Source organism: Salana multivorans, assembly GCF_003751805.1.
In the GTDB taxonomy this organism is placed as follows: Bacteria; Actinomycetota; Actinomycetes; order Actinomycetales; family Beutenbergiaceae; genus Salana; species Salana multivorans.
Map to the genome: position 1 here is coordinate 1,630,889 of NZ_RKHQ01000001.1, position 16,309 is coordinate 1,647,197.

Genomic DNA, 16,309 nt, shown 5'->3' on the forward strand with positions numbered 1-16,309 from the left:
CTTCGAGCGGAGGCCGACCCGGCCCCGACCGGGTCGGGATCACGCCCCGATCACGACTGGATCACGGTTCGATAACGGCGGACTGGTGCGGATCGTGGGCGCGGACAGGTTGTGCGTCGGAACCGACAGGTTGTGCAGATGGCCCCCACGGGAACGTCGCCGACTGGTTGCCTACGAGTCACACGCCACAGTGGTCGTGGCTGCCGGGTGCGACTAGGAAGTCGTCCGGCGGTGGGTTCCACGGCGGCTCGATCTCGACACGGTCGAACGGGTGCGCCAGACGAAGGAAGAGAGACACGATGACGATCGGGAGACCGACGGTCAAGCACGTCATGGCGGGGGCCGCGCTCACCGCGGCGCTTGCGATGGTGCTCGCCGGCTGCACGGGGTCGCCGAGCGACACCCCCAGCGGTGACGCGAGCGCGTCCGAGACCACCAGCGAGGCCGCCAACAACGACCCCAACAGCTACTCCACCGAGGAGATCAGCGACGGCAAGACCACCTTCATCCGGGTGACCAACCCGGGCGAGGGCAAGCAGCTGTCCTACGGCTCCGAGAGCGGCATCGAGCTGCTCGAGGAAAAGGACGGCGACCTCACCTACGCGTTCAAGGACATGAACGCGAACGGGACGCTGGACACGTGGGAGGACTGGCGCCAGGAGACGTCGGCCCGCGCCGAGTCGCTCGCGCAGGAGCTGTCGATCGAGCAGATCGCCGGCCTCATGCTGTGGAGCTCGCACGAGCGCGCCCCGCAGGACGGCCTCACCGACGCGCAGAAGACCTACCTGGAGGAGTCCAACCTCCGCAACGTCCTCAACGCCGCCGGCTCCGACGCCGCGGCCACGGTGCCGTGGGTCAACGAGATGCAGGCGTACGTCGAGACGCTCGCGACGGCCGACGCGCCCTACGTCCCGGTCAACTTCAGCTCCGACCCGCGCTCCACGGCCGGTTCCGGCGGCTACAACGCCGCAGGCGCCGACATCTCGCGCTGGCCCTCCAACCTCGGTCTCGCCGCGACGTTCAACGCCGAGCACACGCAGAACTTCGGCGAGATGGCCTCGGCCGAGTACCGCGCGCTGGGCATCACGACGGCCCTCAGCCCGCAGATCGACCTCGCGAGCGAGCCGCGCTGGCTCCGCGTCGGCGGCACGTTCGGTGAGGACGTCGCTCAGGTCACCGAGCTCACGCAGGCCTACGTGAAGGGCTTCCAGGGCACCGGCGGCGAGGACGTCTGGGGCTCGGAGTCGGTCAACGCCATGATCAAGCACTTCTCGGGCGACGGCCCGGGTGAGGGTGGCCGCGAGGCGCACACCTACGTCGGCAAGTACGGCGTCTACCCGGGCGGCAACCTTGCCGAGCACACCCAGCCGTTCCTCGGCTCGCTCGACGCCGCGTCCGTCATGACCGCCTACTCGATCGCGCTCGACGCGAACGGCCAGCCGCTGCTCGGCGTCGACCGGATGGGCACCGCCTACGACCAGGGCCGGATGGACATCCTGCGCGAGGAGAACGGCTACGAGGGCGTCATCGTCACGGACTGGGGCGTCATGTCCGGCTCCACCGACGAGGGCGCGATGTTCGGCATGGCGTGGGGCGCCGAGGACCTGACCCCGGCCGAGCGCTACTTCAAGGTGCTCGGGACGGGTCACGACATGTTCGGTGGCGTCAACGACGCGACCTACATCCTCGAGGCGCACGACCTGTGGCAGGAGAAGTTCGAGGCTGGCGAGGTCGACGTGGACGCCGACACCCGCTTCCGCGAGTCCGGCGAGCGCATCCTCGCGATGCTGTTCAACCCGGGTCTGTACGAGGACCCGTTCCTCGACCTCGACGAGTCCAAGTCGATCCTCGCGAGCGACGACAAGGTGGCGGCCGGTTACGCCGCGCAGCTCGACTCGGTCGTCATGCTGAAGAACGACGGCGCCATCGCCGCGTCCGACGCCGAGTCCTGGAAGGACAAGACGGTCTACATCCCGCGCTCGTACGACACCGGCTTCGACGGCCTGTTCGGCCCGGGCGAGTACACCGAGGGTCCGGGTCTCACGATCGAGGTCGCCGAGCAGTTCTTCGGCACCGTCGTCACCGACGAGGCCGTCACGGACGCCGACGGCGTGGTCACGGAGTACACGGCTCCCGACCTCACCGACGTCGACCTCGTGCTGGTCGGGCTCAACAGCCCGAACAACGGCGACCCGTTCACCGCCTCCGGCCAGGACAAGGAGACGGGCGAGTGGTACCCGTTCTCGCTGCAGTACCGCCCCTACACGGCCGACGGTGCGAACGTGCGCCAGACGTCCATCGGCGGTGACCTCCTGCCCGACGGCACGGTCGAGAACCGGTCCTACTTCGGCCACACGTCGCGGATCGCGAACGAGGCCGACCTCGACGCCTTCGAGCGGGCCACCGCGGCCGTCGAGGCGAGCGGCAAGGACATCCCGGTCATCACGGTCCTCAAGGCCGTCAACCCGGTCATCCCGGCCGAGTTCGAGGGCAAGTCGAACGCCATCGTCGTGAGCTTCGGCACCAACGACCAGGCGATCCTCGAGGTGGCGCTGGGCCTGTACGAGCCCCAGGGCCGTCTGCCGATCCAGTTCCCCGCGAACATGGACACGGTCGAGGCCCAGTTCGAGGACGTCCCGAAGGACATGACGCCCTACACGGACTCCGCCGGCAACGCGTACGACTACGGCTTCGGCCTGAACTACAGCGGCCCGATCTCCTGATCCTGACGGAGACGCCGCAGCAAGCCGCTCCGGGCGACAGTGGGACCACCCCGCTGTCGCCCGGAGCAGGCCACGGGGTGGTCCCGTGGCCACACAACCCCTCGAGGAGGATGCAGTGAACACGAAGCGACTGCTGAGCTCGGTTGCCGGGCTCGCGCTGGTTGCCGGTGGGGCCTTCGGCCTCGCGGCCTGCGGCGGCGACAGCAACGGCGGCACGACGGGTGGCGACGGCGGTTCGTCGGAGGACGCCCCGGCGGCCTCGGAGTCGGACATCGCCGAGGACCTCCAGAACGCCCGCCAGGCCGTGCTGGACGCCCTCGCCGAGGACGACAGCTGGAGCCAGATCATGCTCGCGAGCGACGTCAAGGCCCCGACGGTCAAGTACGGCCTCCTCGTGGTGCCCTACTCGTTCTCCGAGGCTGCCTCGCGCATCCAGAGCACGGTCGACATCAAGGACGGCAAGTTCACGATCGACGGCGACTCCGCCGCGACGGGCCAGACCTGGGTCATCGACCAGGACGGCAACATCACCGAGAAGGCCAGCTGACGCTCGCCCGATCACCCGATCTCGTCCGGACCGGGTGCCCCGCGCACACACCGTGAGCGCGAGGCACCCGTCCGGGCGGTTCGCTACACGGGAACGTCCCGGACGCACCGGGACGTGTCCCCGTTCCCACCCCCTGACCGCCCGACCGACGGACTGACCGGCGGAGCACGGGTCCCCTGATTGCCTGACCGCAGCCCACTCGAGGAGAAGAGCAGTGAACGCCAAGGGGCGAACGAGCGCCGAGAGCGCTCCCACGTCGAAGAAGACGAAGAAGCGGATGTCGAACAAGAAGTTCCTGTGGATCTGGGTCCCGGTGCTTGCTGTCGTCACCGTGATCGCCGTCGTGGCGACGGTCGCACTCAACGTGTTCGGCACGTGGGTCGCGTCGCAGCTCGGGACGGGCACCTACGAGTTCACGAACTCGGAGGAGTCGGAGGCCTGGGACACCGAGTACTACAAGACCGACTTCGCCGACATCGACGCGCTCGACACGGCGGCCAAGGACCTCGTCGCGGAGATCGCCGCGAGCGGGATGGTCCTGGCGAAGAACGAGGGCGCATCGCTGCCCCTCGCCTCGGGCGCCAACATCACCCTCATGGGCCGCTCGGCGGCCGACCCCGTCTTCGGCGGCGCCGGCTCCGGCTCGGTCGACACGCGCTCGGCCGTGACGCCCCGCGTCGGCCTCGAGAACGCCGGCTTCACGATCAACGACGCCGTCTACAACGCGATCGACACGTTCGCCCAGGACGAGAACAACCCGCGCGGCTTCATCGAGATGGACCGCCCCGACGTCTCCACGTACTACATCGGCGAGATGCCGGTCGCGCAGTACGAGGCGCAGGCCAGCTCGTTCGCCCAGTACGACGACGCGGCCGTCATCCTCATCGGCCGCCCCGGCGGCGAGGGCGGCGACCTCGCCATGAACATGGACGGCTGGGACGAGAACTACGTCGACGGCCAGCACCAGCTCCAGCTCAACCAGGACGAGCGCGACCTCATCGAGCTGGCCAAGGCCAACTTCGAGACGGTCGTCGTCGTCATCAACGCCTCGACGACGCTCGAGCTCGGCGACATCCAGAACGACGAGGGCGTCGACGCGATCGTCCTCGCCGGCTCCCCCGGCGCCACGGGCTTCGACGCGCTCGGCGGCATCCTCTCCGGCGACGTGAACCCGTCCGGCCGCACGGTCGACGTGTGGTCCGCCGACTTCACGCAGGACCCGACGTTCAACAACTTCGGCCGCTTCATCTACGACAACATCACGGCGAGCTTCCCGGTCCCGGCGATCGAGTCGGCCGCGTCGAACGCGACGGTCACGGACGAGGCGCCGTTCGTCTACTACTCCGAGGGCATCTACCTCGGCTACCGCTACTACGAGACGGCCGCGGCCGAGGGCTTCATCGACTACGACTCCGCCGTCGTCTACCCGTTCGGGTACGGCCTGAGCTACACCACGTTCGAGTGGGCCGTCACGGACAGCAAGGCCGGCGCGGTCGACGGTGAGATCGAGGTGACGGTCGAGGTCACCAACACGGGCGACACGGCCGGCCGCGAGGTCGTCGAGCTCTACCACTCGGCCCCGTACACCCCGGGCGGCATCGAGAAGCCGGAGGTCGTGCTCTCCGACTTCGCCAAGACCGGCGTCATCGAGCCCGGTGCGAGCGAGAGCGTCACGCTCACAGTCGCCGTCGAGGACATGGCCTCCTACGACCACCTCGACGCCAAGGCGTACGTCCTGGAGGCCGGCGACTACGAGCTGACCGTCCGGACCGACTCGCACACGGTCGCCCCGGGCACCGAGCCGATCGTCTACACGGTCGACTCCGACGTCGTGTACTCCGGCGAGAACCACCGCGCGTCCGACGCCGGCGAGGTCACGAACCAGTTCGACGACGCCTCGGCGCAGTTCGCGCAGACGCCGACGGAGGGCAAGGTCGTGGCGCTGTCCCGCGCCGACTTCGCCGGGACGTTCCCGACGGCCCCGACGGCGGACCTCTTCGTCGCCGACCAGGCCGTGATCGACGCGTTCAAGGCGTGGGACTACGAGGCCGCGGCCGCGGCGTTCGATGGCGACATGCCCAAGACGGGCGTCGGCTCCGACCTCACGCTGGTCGACCTGCGCGGTCTGCCGAAGGACGACCCGCTGTGGGACACGCTGCTCGACTCCCTCTCGGTCCCCGAGATGACGGCGATGCTCCTCAACGGCGCGTACCAGACGGCCGCGATCGCCTCGATCGCCAAGCCGCAGACGCTCGAGCCCGACGGCCCGGCCGGCTTCTCGTCCTTCATCAACTCCTCCATCAACGGTGTCGCCTACCCGTCCCAGTACCTCATCGCCCAGTCGTGGGACGAGGAGCTGGGCCGCCAGATGGGTCAGATGCTCGGCAACGAGGCGCTGCTCAAGGGCATCAACGGCTGGTACGCGCCGGCCGCCAACCTGCACCGCTCCCCGTTCGCCGGGCGCAACTTCGAGTACTACTCGGAGGACCCGTACCTGTCCGGGGTCATGATGACCGCCGTCGCCAACGGGGTCGCGGAGAAGGGCGTCTACACGACGCTCAAGCACTTCGCGCTCAACGAGATGGAGAACGAGCGGGTCAACAACGGTCCGGCGACCTGGGCCAGCGAGCAGACGATCCGCGAGCTGTACCTCAAGCCGTTCGAGATGGCCGTCAAGAACATCACGATGGAGGTCCCGTACCTCTCCGACGACAACGGCACGATCGCGACGACGACCGTCGGCGCCGGCGGCATCATGAGCTCGTTCAACCGCATCGGTGCCGTCTGGGCCGGCGGCCACCACGCGCTCATGACCGACGTGCTGCGCGGGGAGTGGGGCTTCGAGGGCTTCGGCATCTCGGACTTCAACCTGTACCCGTACATGAACCCGAACCAGAGCATCAGCGCCGGCACCGACCTCACGCTGACGTTCCAGCCGTCGAAGTCCTTCCAGGACACGACGTCGGCCAAGGCCGTGACGGACATCCGGAACGCGACCCACAACATCCTCTACACGGTCGCCAACTCCAACGCGATGAACGGGCTCGCCCCGGGTGCGACGGTGTCCTACACGCCGCCCCAGTGGCGCTACGTCCAGGTCGCGATCACCGCGGCGGTCGGGCTGCTCGTGCTCGGCGGCGCCACGCTCGTGGTCCTGCGGGTGCGCAAGCACAAGGACGCCTGATGACGGGGTCGACTCCTCTGGCGTGGCTGTCCACGCTGGAGAAGGCGGCGCTCGTCAGCGGCGCCAGCACGTGGGAGACCCGGCCCGTCCCGCGGGCCGGGCTCCCGGCGCTGGTCCTGACGGACGGCCCGCACGGGATCCGGCGCCAGCTCGGCGCCTCGGACCACCTCGGCATCGCCGAGTCGGCCAAGGCGACCTGCTTCCCGCCCGCCGCCACGGTGGCGAACAGCTGGGACCTGGACCTGGCGCGGGAGATCGGCGAGGCGCTCGGGCGCGAGGCGGCGGAGCAGGAGGTCGACGTCCTGCTCGGCCCCGGCCTCAACATCAAGCGCAACCCGCTGTGCGGCCGCAACTTCGAGTACTTCTCGGAGGACCCGCTGCTGGCCGGTGATCTCGCGGCGGCCTACGTCCTGGGCATCCAGTCCCGGGGCGTGGCTGCGTGCCCCAAGCACTTCGCGGCCAACAGCCAGGAGACCGCTCGCATGACGAGCGACTCCGTCGTCGACGAGCGCACGCTCCGCGAGATCTATCTCACGGGCTTCGAGCGGGTCGTGCGCTCCGCCGACCCGTGGGCCCTCATGAGCTCCTACAACCGGGTCAACGGCAGCTACGCGAACGAGAGCGTCTTCCTGCTCGCCACCGTGCTGCGGGGGGAGTGGGGCTTCGACGGTCTCGTCGTCAGCGACTGGGGCGGGAGCAACGACGCGGCGGCCGCCGTCGCGGCCGGCTCGGCGCTCGAGATGCCATCGCCTGGCTTCGGCTCGGTGCGCGAGGTGCTCGACGCGCTGGCGTCCGGCCGGCTCAGCGAGGCCGACCTCGACGCGCGCGTCGAGGAGATCCGACGGCTCGCCGAGCGGACCGCCGCTTCCGGCGCCGCGCCGGCGACGGACGAGGCGGTGCAGCACGGACTGGCTCGCCGCGCCGCCGCCGAGAGCGTCGTGCTCCTGCGCAACGAGGGCGGGCTGCTGCCGCTCGCGGCCGGTACCCGCGTCGGCGTCATCGGCGACTTCGCCGAGACGCCGCGCTACCAGGGCGCCGGTTCGTCCCTCGTCAACACCCGCAACCTCGTGACGCCGCTCGAGGCGCTGGCGGCGAGCACGCTCGACGTCGCCGGATTCTCCCGTGGCTTCCCGCGCTCGGGCGCGGCCGACCCGGCCCTGGTCACCGAGGCGGTGGCGCTGGCCAAGGACGTCGACGTCGTTCTCCTCTACCTGGGGCTCGACGAGCTGGCCGAGACCGAGGGTCGCGACCGCGCGACGATGGCGATGGCTCCGGCGCAGCTCGAGCTGCTCGAGGCCGTCGCCGCCGTCAACCAGCGCGTCGTCGTGGTGCTCGCGGCCGGCTCGCCCGTCGAGATGCCGTGGCTCTCGCACGTCGCGGCGCTCGCGCACGGGTACCTCGGCGGCGAGGGCGGGGCGGAGGGCATGGTCGACGTGCTCACCGGCGCCGTGAACCCCGGTGGCCGGCTGGCGGAGACCTACCCGGTCGTGCTGGCCGACGTCCCCGGCTCGGAGAGCTACCCGGGCGAGTCGATCGTCGAGTACCGCGAGGGCCCGTTCGTCGGGTACCGGTACTTCAGCACGGTCGAGAAGCCCGTCCGGTTCCCGTTCGGGTTCGGGCTGTCCTACACGACGTTCGCCTACTCCGACCTCTCGGTCACGTCCGACGGCGCCCGCGTCACCGTGACGAACACCGGGACGGTCGCCGGCTCCGACGTCGTGCAGCTCTACGTCGGCCGGATCGGCGAGGGCATCCCGCGGCCGCGCCGCGAGCTCAAGGGCTACGCGAAGGTGCGGCTCGCCGCCGGGGAGTCGACCCAGGTCGAGATCCCGTTCGACGAGTACACCTTCCGGCACTGGTCGACGCGGACCGGGGCGTGGGAGGTCGAGACCGCGCGGTACGCCGTCGAGGTCGGGGCGAACGTCGCGGACCTGCCGCTGCGCGCCGAGCTCGACGTCGCCGGCACCTGCGAGCCGGACACGGCGGCGGCCGCCGCCCTGCCGCACTACGCGAGCGGGGACGTGCGACGGGTGACCGACGCGGAGTTCGAGCTCCTGCTCGGCCGGCCCCTGGTGGCCGCCCCGTCGGGCAAGCGCGACCTCGGGCTGAACGACCCGCTCGGGGCGATGAGCTCGGCGCGCAACCCGCTCGCCCGCTGGGCCGCCGGCATCCTGCACGGCCGGCTGCGCAAGTCCGAGGCCAAGGGCAAGCCCGACCTCAACATGCTGTTCGTCCTGGCCATGCCGTTCCGCGCGCTGGCCAAGATGACCAACGGCGCCATCACGACGCCGATGGCCGAGGCGATCGTCCGCATCGTCAACGGCAGCACGTTCGGCGGCCTCGGGGCGCTCATCGGCGCCTGGCGTCGCAGCGGCCGCGACGCCAAGGAGCTGGCACGCGAGTTCGAGCGCCTCTCCACCGGCGCGCCCGGCGCCGCCGCCACCAACCCGTCCGACCGGCACGAGAGCTGAGGAAGTACCCATGTTCAGTGGAATCAGGAAGTGGTGGCAGGGGTTCTACGACCGCCACACCACCTTGGCCCAGTTCATCATGTTCCTCATCATCAGCAACGGGATGACGGTCCTCCAGCTCATCCTGATGCCGGTGTTCAAGTGGCTGTTCGGCATGACGAGCCTCATCGACACCACGTTCCAGTGGCTCCGGCTCGGCGACGGCTTCTACATGTTCGACTACCCGGCCGGGCCCATCCCGCAGGGTGGTGGCGGCCTCGCGTACTTCCTGGCCGTGCAGATCACGATCCTCATCGCCCAGGTCATCAACTTCTTCGCCCAGCGGAGCGTGACCTTCAAGTCGAACTCCAACATCTGGTGGGCGGCGATGTGGTATGCCATCGCCTACGTCGTCATCACGTTCCTCGCGGCCCTGCTCCAGAGCTTCTACAAGGTGCCGCTGTACGACTTCGCGATGCGCACGTGGCCGGGTGCCGGCGAGACCATGGCCGATATGCTGACCATGATCATCAACGCCCTCGTCCAGTTCTGGGTGTTCTTCCCGATCTTCAAGGTCATCTTCCGGCAGGTCCCGGAGGAGGACGAGAAGGGCGCGGAGGCAGCCGAGGCCGAGACCGGGCCTGCCAACGCGAGCTGAAGGGGGTCCGGCGTGAGCACGCTGCTCTCGATCGTCGTCCCGTGCTACCAGGCGGCGGGCTACATGCGTCGCAGCCTGGACTCCCTCCTGCCCGGCGGCCGGGCGCCGCGGGGCGTCGAGATCCTCGTGGTCGACGACGGGTCGCGGGACGAGACCGGGGAGATCGCTGACGCGTACGCGGCGCGCTTCCCCGGCGTCGTCCGGGCGCTGCACCAGGAGAACAAGGGGCACGGCGGGGCGATCAACACGGGTCTAGCGGCCGCCCGCGGCCGCTACGTGAAGATCGTCGACGCCGACGACTGGCTCGACGTCGACGCCTACCTCAGCCTGCTCACGGCCCTCGCCGACCTCGACTCGGACGTGTGCGAGGTCGACCTCGTCGTGACGAACTTCGTCTACGAGAAGGTCGACCGGCGCCGTCCGGTCGCGGTCCGCTACGGCGACGTCCTGCCCGAGGGCCGGGTGTTCGGCTGGGACGAGGTCGGCAGGTTCCGCAAGCGGCAGTACATGCTCATGCACTCCCTCGTGTACCGGCGGGAGCTGCTGCTGCAGACCGGGCTCGTCCTGCCGGAGCACACGTTCTACGTCGACAACCTCTACGCCTACCTGCCGCTGCGCTCGGTCCGGTCGATGTACTACCTCGACGTCGACCTGTACCGGTACTACATCGGTCGGCCGGGCCAGTCGGTCAACGAGGCCGTCATGCTCGCCCGCGTCGACCAGCAGCTCGCCGTGAACCGCGCGATGCTGCCAGCGCTCGATGCCGCGCGCAAGGACCCGCACGCCCCCAAGGCGATGCGGCGCTACCTGCTGCACTACTTCGAGATCGTCTCGGCCGTCTCGTCGATCCTGCTCATCCGCGCCGGCTCCGAGGCCGCGCTGGCGAAGAAGGAGGCCTTCTGGCGCGAGCTGCGCGAGGAGGACGAGTGGCTCTACCGGCGGCTGCGCCGCAGCGTCATCGGTCAGATCACGAACCTGCCGGGCCGGCCCGGGCGACGCGTCTCGGTGCTCGCCTACAAGGCGGCGCAGTGGGCGGTCGGGTTCAACTAGCCGTCGGCCCGGCCGGCCCGCCCGGCGCGACGGGATCCGGTGAGGCGGCGGACGGCCGGCTCGCCGACGCCTGGTCGGCCCGCGGCTGGCTCGCGGACGCCGGCACCGGGATGAGCGCGCGCACGACGAACCAGCCGTCCTCGGCCTCCATGGTGAGCGAGCCGGACCACGTGTCGGCCACGCGGCGCATGTTCCGCGTCCCGAACCCGTGGTTGCGCCCGTCGACCTTCGACGTCACGGGCAGGTCGCCGGCGAAGGTGACGTCGCCCTCGAAGTAGTTCTCGAACCGGAGCACCGCGAAGCCGTCCTGCCGGTAGATCGCGACCCGGATGAGCCGACGCTCGCGATCCCCGATCCGGATGACCGCCTCGATGGCGTTGTCGAACGCGTTGCTCACCAGCGAGCTGAGCGAGATCGCGTCGAGGAACGCGACGGCGTCCCCGTCCGCGACGCACGTGAGCGTGATCCCCTCGGCCGAGCAGCGCTGGGCGCCCTGGGTGAGGATCGCGTCGAGCACCGGGTTGCCGGTGTCGATGTGCTGGTCGTACTCCTGGACGCTCGCCTCGAGCTGGTTGAGGTAGTCGGCGCGCAGCTCGGGGTCCGGCTCGGCGCGGATCGCCGCGATGTAGTGCTTGAGGTCGTGGTACTTGGAGTTGACCTCGTCCATCGTGCGCCGCGTCTGCAGGTACTGCTGGTGCTGCGAGCGGACGAGGCTGTTCATCGCCTCCAGCTCGTGCGTGCGCTGCAGCTCCATCCGGCTGCCGAGGTGGGCGAACAGGGCGACGAACCCCGCCAGGTCCACGAGCGTGCGGATGTAGAAGATCTCCGGGCTCTCCCGCCCGCTGAACGGCGAGTTGGTCGTGAGGAAGCTGAGGTTGGACACGAACACGGTGACGGCCGCGATCGCGATGGCGGTGAGGGCGTGGCGCAGGTCGGCCTCGAACCGCAGCTCGCGGGGGAAGTGGTTGCGCTCGACCCAGAACGCGACGGCGAGCCCGATGACGTAGCAGGAGACCAGCAGCACGACGTCCCGCACGTCCCAGCCCAGCGGGTCCCGGGTGAAGTAGCTGCGGACCTGCCACTGGAAGGACGCGAGCAGCTCGGCGAGGACGAACGCGCACGCGGTGAGGTAGAGGCAGGTCTGCCAGGAGCGCTGGAGCGAGACCTGGATGATCCCGTACATCGTGGCGGCCGCGAGCACCATGCCGGGGATCCACAGCGCGATCGCGAGGCCGCCGGCGAAGACCTGGACCGCGATGAGCAGCGGCAGCCCGAGCGCGAGCGTCCAGATCGCCAGCCGGGAGGGCCGCCGACGCGCGAGGAGCACGTACACGACGCAGGCCCCCCACTCCGCCAGCGCCGTGTACAGCCGGGGGATGTCCGGCAGCGTCGGGTCGTCGATCACCCCGTGCGCCGGCCTTCGTCGACGTAGGTCGTGAGCGCCTCGAGGAACGCGCGCCGCCGCGGGCGGGAGACCTGGAGCTCCTCGCCGCCCTCCATCCGACAGCTCGTCGCGTCCAGGCCGCGGACGTGCCGCAGGTTGACCAGGTAGCAGTTGTTGCTGCGGAAGAAGTCCTTGTCGGCGAGCTTCGCCTCGAGCGACTTGAGCGTGCCCGTGAACGTGTACGTCCGGTCGAGCGTGTGCACCATGACGCGGTGCCGGCTGCTCTCGACGTACGTGATGTCGGCGAGGTCGACCAGAGCCGTCCCGGTCGTCGTCGGCACCATGAGGCTGTCCGACGTGGGGCTGGAGCGCTGCACGATGCGCAGCGAGCGCGCGAGCTCCTGGGAGAACGCGAAGTACGGCACGGGCTTGACGAGGTAGCTGAGCGCGTTGACCTCGTACCCCTTGATGGCGAACTGGGCCATGTTCGTGACGAAGACGATGACGACGTGGTCGTCGAGCTCCCGAATCGCGCGGGCGGCCTCGAACCCGTCCATCCCGCCCATGACGACGTCCAGGAAGATGAGGTCGAGGTCCGGGTGGTAGTTCTCGGCGAGCTCCGTCCCGCTCGCGAACGTGCGGACGGAGAACTGCTCCCCGTGCTCCTCCTGGTAGCGCTTGAGGTGGGCGAGGATGACCGCGCGGGCCGCTGCGTCGTCGTCGACGATCCCAACTCGCACCATGCGCGTGGCTCCCTTCCTCGGGGACCCCAGTATTCCAGGAATCGCGCGGGGGGAGAGCCGACGTCTCAGGGCCGTGGACGGCGTCACCGGTCAGCGAACCCGGCGCACCTCGAACTGCAGACGCGGGTGCGCGTAGTACTCCTGCGACTCGACGAGCTGGAGCTCGCGCTGACCCGACTCCCACGTCGTCGTGAGCAGGTCGAAGACCGACGACGTCGTGGCGGCGAGGGCCTCGGCCGCCGAGCCCGAGCGCAGGTAGTGCGCGGTGAAGAGGGCCGCCGTGACGTCGCCCGACCCGTTCGCCTTGAGCGGCAGGTAGGGGGTGGTGACGAGCCAGGCGCCCTCGTCGTTCACCGCCATCATCTCGATCGTGTCCTCGGCGCGGTCGGGGCGCTCGACGCTCGTGACGAGCACGGTGCGCGGGCCCATCGCGCGGGCGAGGTCGGCCGAGGCCAGCGTCTCCTCCAGCGTGCGCGGCTCGGTCCGGGTGAGGAAGCCCAGCTCGAACTGGTTCGGCGCGATGATGTTGGCGGCCGGGACGACGCGGTCGCGCAGGAGGACCGGGATCGCCGGGGCGACGAAGCAGCCCGACTTCGCGTTGCCCATGACGGGGTCGCACGAGTAGACGGCCTCCGGGTTGGCGGCCTTGACGCGCGCGACGGCGTCGAGGATCACGTCGCCGATGCCCTCGCCGCCCTGGTAGCCGGACAGCACGGCGTCGATCTCGCCGAGGACACCGCGCTCCTCGATGCCCGTGATGACCTCGCGCACGTCCTCGGGCGCGAGCAGCGGGCCGCGCCAGGCGCCGTAGCCCGTGTGGTTGGAGAAGTGCACCGTGTAGACGGGCAGGACCTCGACGCCGATGCGCTGCAGCGGGAACACCGCGGCCGAGTTCCCGACGTGACCGTAGGCGACCGATGACTGGATCGACAGGATCTTCACGCCCCGAGGGTACGCCGGGGGAGCCGGTGGCGTCGGTCGGCGCGGCGGGTGCGGCGGACGGGTCGGTCGCGGCGGACGGTCGGTCGGTCGCGGCGGACGGTCGGTCGCGGCGACCGCGCGGGTCTACGCTGTGCCTGCCGCTGAAATCGCCAGGAGCCCACGGCTGGCTCCCCAGAGCCCGAAACGGACCCCACGATGCGTACCTCGCCGTCCCCTCGTCGTTTCCCTGCCCTCGTGCCCCTCGCGCCGGCCGTCCTCGTGGTGGCGGCGCTGACGCTCGCCGCCTGCTCGACGGGCGACGGCGACGCGGCTGCGTCGTCCGACGACCTGCCGCCGGCGGCCGAGGCGGGCAGCGCGCTCGACCTCGCCGAGGTCTGCCCGTCGACCGTCGTCATGCAGCAGGACTGGCAGCCGCAGGCCGAGCACGGCGCGATGTACGCGCTCCTCGGCCCCGACCGCGCGATCGACACCGACGCCAAGACGGTGACGGGCTCGCTCGTCGCGCAGGGCGTCGACACGGGCGTCGACGTCGAGATCCGTCCCGGCGGCCCGAACGTCGGGTTCCAGGCGGTGAGCGACCTCATGTACCTCGACCGCGACATCCTCGTCGGCGCGGTGAACACGGACCAGGCGATCAACGCGCAGGCGGCCGGCCGGCCCGTCGTCGCCGTGACGAGCCAGCTCACCAGCTCCCCGCAGATCTACATGTGGGACCCCGAGACCTACCCCGACGCGACCGGCGTCGCCGACGTGCTCGCGACCGGGGCGACGCTCGTCGCCAGCGGCCGGATCATCCCGTCGCTGCTGGCCAGCAAGGGCCTGCTGGACATGGCGCAGCTCGACCCGAGCTACGAGGGGTCGCCGCAGCGGTTCGTCACCGACCCGTCGATCGTCCAGCAGGGCTTCGGCACCTCCGAGCCGTACACCTACGAGCACGAGATCTCGCAGTGGATGCGGCCGGTGGCGTTCCAGTACCTGAGCGAGCTGGGGTACTCGATCTACCCGGAGCCGATCGTGGTGCGCGAGGACGACGTGGCGACCCAGGCCGCGTGCCTGGAGCGGCTGGTGCCCGTGCTGCAGCAGTCCCAGATCGACTACCTGCTCGACCCGGAGCTGACCGAGTCGACGAACGAGCTCATCGTCGAGCTGGTCGAGGCGTACCAGACGTCGTGGACCTACTCGCCGGGCGTCGCCGCCTTCTCGGCGGCCGCGCAGGTGTCGGACGGCCTGGCCTACGACGACCCGGCGTCCGGGGTGTTCGGCCGGCTCGACCCCGAGCGCATGACGGAGATCGTCGACACGTTCGTCCCCGTGCTGCAGTCGGCCGGCTCGCTGCCCGCCGACGCGCAGGTCTCGGCCGAGCGGCTCTACACGAACGAGTTCATCGACCCGTCCATCTCCTCGGGCCTGACGGCGCCGGGCTCCGGGTCGTAGCCGGAGAGAGCTCGACGGCACGGCCGGGGGCGTCCGCCCGTGGAGGCGCGGCCGCGGACGTCCGCCTGTGGACGGGTGCCTGTGGACGGGTGCCTGTGGATGACGAGCACGCTGGGTCGTCCGTGCCCCATGCTCGGTCGATGGATGACGACGACGCGGGCGGCTACCCGTGGGACGGCCCGTCGGACGACGGGTGGGACAGGGACCAGGCGGCCGCTGACGCACGGCGGACGCCGCGGCTGCCCGAGCTCCTCGGGCGTGCGAGCCGGGGGATGGCCTCGGTCGTCGACGAGGGTCTGCTGCTCGCGGGGATCACGAGCACGCAGTTCCAGATCCTGACGCGGAACCTGAGCGTCGGCTACGCCGCCGTCTCCGAGCTGGCAGACGATCTCGGGATGGCGCCCGCGACCGTGAGCGACGTGCTCCGACGGCTCGGCGACAGGGGGTTCGTCCGGCGTGAGTCGTCCTTCATGGACTCGCGCATCCGCGGCGTGCGGGTGACCCGAGCCGGGGCGGAGCACGCGGAGCGGGGTCGGCGTGAGGTGATGGCGATCGCCGCGCGGGCCGTCCGAGGGCTGTCCGCGGCGGAGGTCGGCGAGCTCGAGCGGCTCCTCACCGTGGTGACGCGCAACCTGAGCGATGAGCGGGAGCGACGGGGACTGCGTCGACGGTAGGACCGGAGGTGGGGATGGCGGTAGGGCCGGTGGCGGGCCGGCGCGGGAGACGATCCCGGGCGCTCGATGGTGGAGAGCAGCCGGATGGGAGGGCGAGCCAAGGTCGACAGGACTCTTCGTGTTGAGACGCGTCGTGTCCGACGGGTGTGGCAGGCAGCCGAAGTGCATCTGACCTGCGGCGACGCTGCCGACCGATGCGTCGCACACGAATCGCGCCGCGGAGCGGGTTCGGTTCGCCCGTCCATCCGCCTGCGCCGAGTGCCTCGCCAGCGCGACCTGCGCCGAGTGCCCGGCCTGCGCAACCCGCGCCGAGTGCCTGGCCTGCGCGACCTGCGCCGAGTGCCCGCCTGCCCTGCCCACCGCCTGCCCTGCCCGGACGACTCCGTGGCTCCGCGGATCCCCCGTGGACTCCCGGAACCTCCGTCGCCTGCGGCCTGCGTCCGGACCTTCTCGCGATCGCCGTCCGGGGTCCGCGTCCTCGATGAGTCGCGCGGTCCGATCGACGGATCGGCAGGCCCGC

Annotated in this window: 11 protein-coding genes; 8 read left to right on the forward strand and 3 right to left on the reverse strand. The window is 70.4% G+C overall.

Translation table 11 applies throughout. The features are described from left to right. Positions 1–299: 299 nt before the first annotated feature. The 6 genes from EDD28_RS07200 to EDD28_RS07225 all read left to right on the forward strand — a co-directional run bounded on the left by EDD28_RS07200 (position 300) and on the right by EDD28_RS07225 (position 10,612). The gene (locus EDD28_RS07200) at positions 300–2,723 is read left to right on the forward strand and encodes a glycoside hydrolase family 3 N-terminal domain-containing protein (protein WP_123738983.1); all 2,424 of its coding nucleotides are present in this window, start codon (positions 300–302) and stop codon (positions 2,721–2,723) included. A gap of 115 nt (positions 2,724–2,838) precedes the next feature. Beyond that, the gene (locus tag EDD28_RS07205; RefSeq protein WP_123738984.1) at positions 2,839–3,270 is read left to right on the forward strand and encodes a hypothetical protein; all 432 of its coding nucleotides are present in this window, start codon (positions 2,839–2,841) and stop codon (positions 3,268–3,270) included. Between the two features lie 214 nt (positions 3,271–3,484). Further along, complete coding sequence (locus EDD28_RS07210) at positions 3,485–6,454, forward strand: glycoside hydrolase family 3 C-terminal domain-containing protein (protein ID WP_245967954.1); 2,970 nt, start codon at positions 3,485–3,487, stop codon at positions 6,452–6,454. Continuing rightward, positions 6,454–8,925, forward strand: coding sequence for a glycoside hydrolase family 3 C-terminal domain-containing protein (locus EDD28_RS07215; protein ID WP_123738985.1), 2,472 nt, complete (start codon positions 6,454–6,456; stop codon positions 8,923–8,925). The genes EDD28_RS07210 and EDD28_RS07215 overlap by 1 nt, the downstream gene beginning before the upstream one ends. Before the next feature lie 10 nt (positions 8,926–8,935). Then, positions 8,936–9,562 carry a hypothetical protein gene (locus tag EDD28_RS07220; protein WP_123738986.1) on the forward strand — a complete coding sequence of 209 codons (627 nt, stop codon included), beginning with the start codon at positions 8,936–8,938 and terminating at the stop codon, positions 9,560–9,562. A 12-nt stretch (positions 9,563–9,574) separates the two neighbouring features. After that, a complete protein-coding gene (locus EDD28_RS07225) occupies positions 9,575–10,612 on the forward strand; it encodes a glycosyltransferase family 2 protein (RefSeq protein ID WP_245967955.1) in 1,038 nt (345 codons plus the stop codon). Here the strand turns inward: EDD28_RS07225 and EDD28_RS07230 are convergent. From EDD28_RS07230 to pdxY, 3 genes are all read right to left on the reverse strand, one after another. Beyond that, complete coding sequence (locus EDD28_RS07230; protein ID WP_123738987.1) at positions 10,605–12,017, reverse strand: ATP-binding protein; 1,413 nt, start codon at positions 12,015–12,017, stop codon at positions 10,605–10,607. The two genes, EDD28_RS07225 and EDD28_RS07230, sit on opposite strands and share 8 nt — an antisense overlap. Further along, positions 12,014–12,739, reverse strand: coding sequence for a LytR/AlgR family response regulator transcription factor (locus tag EDD28_RS07235; protein ID WP_123738988.1), 726 nt, complete (start codon positions 12,737–12,739; stop codon positions 12,014–12,016). The genes EDD28_RS07230 and EDD28_RS07235 overlap by 4 nt, the downstream gene beginning before the upstream one ends. Before the next feature lie 90 nt (positions 12,740–12,829). Further along, positions 12,830–13,681 (reverse strand): pyridoxal kinase PdxY, encoded by an 852-nt coding sequence (gene pdxY / locus EDD28_RS07240; RefSeq protein ID WP_123738989.1) that lies wholly within the window; start codon positions 13,679–13,681, stop codon positions 12,830–12,832. Between the two features lie 234 nt (positions 13,682–13,915). On the opposite strand from pdxY, the gene EDD28_RS07245 reads away from it, so the two are divergent. After that, a complete protein-coding gene (locus EDD28_RS07245) occupies positions 13,916–15,115 on the forward strand; it encodes a substrate-binding domain-containing protein (RefSeq protein WP_123738990.1) in 1,200 nt (399 codons plus the stop codon). A 140-nt stretch (positions 15,116–15,255) separates the two neighbouring features. Continuing rightward, positions 15,256–15,789 (forward strand): MarR family winged helix-turn-helix transcriptional regulator, encoded by a 534-nt coding sequence (locus tag EDD28_RS07250; RefSeq protein WP_123738991.1) that lies wholly within the window; start codon positions 15,256–15,258, stop codon positions 15,787–15,789. Positions 15,790–16,309: the final 520 nt, after the last annotated feature.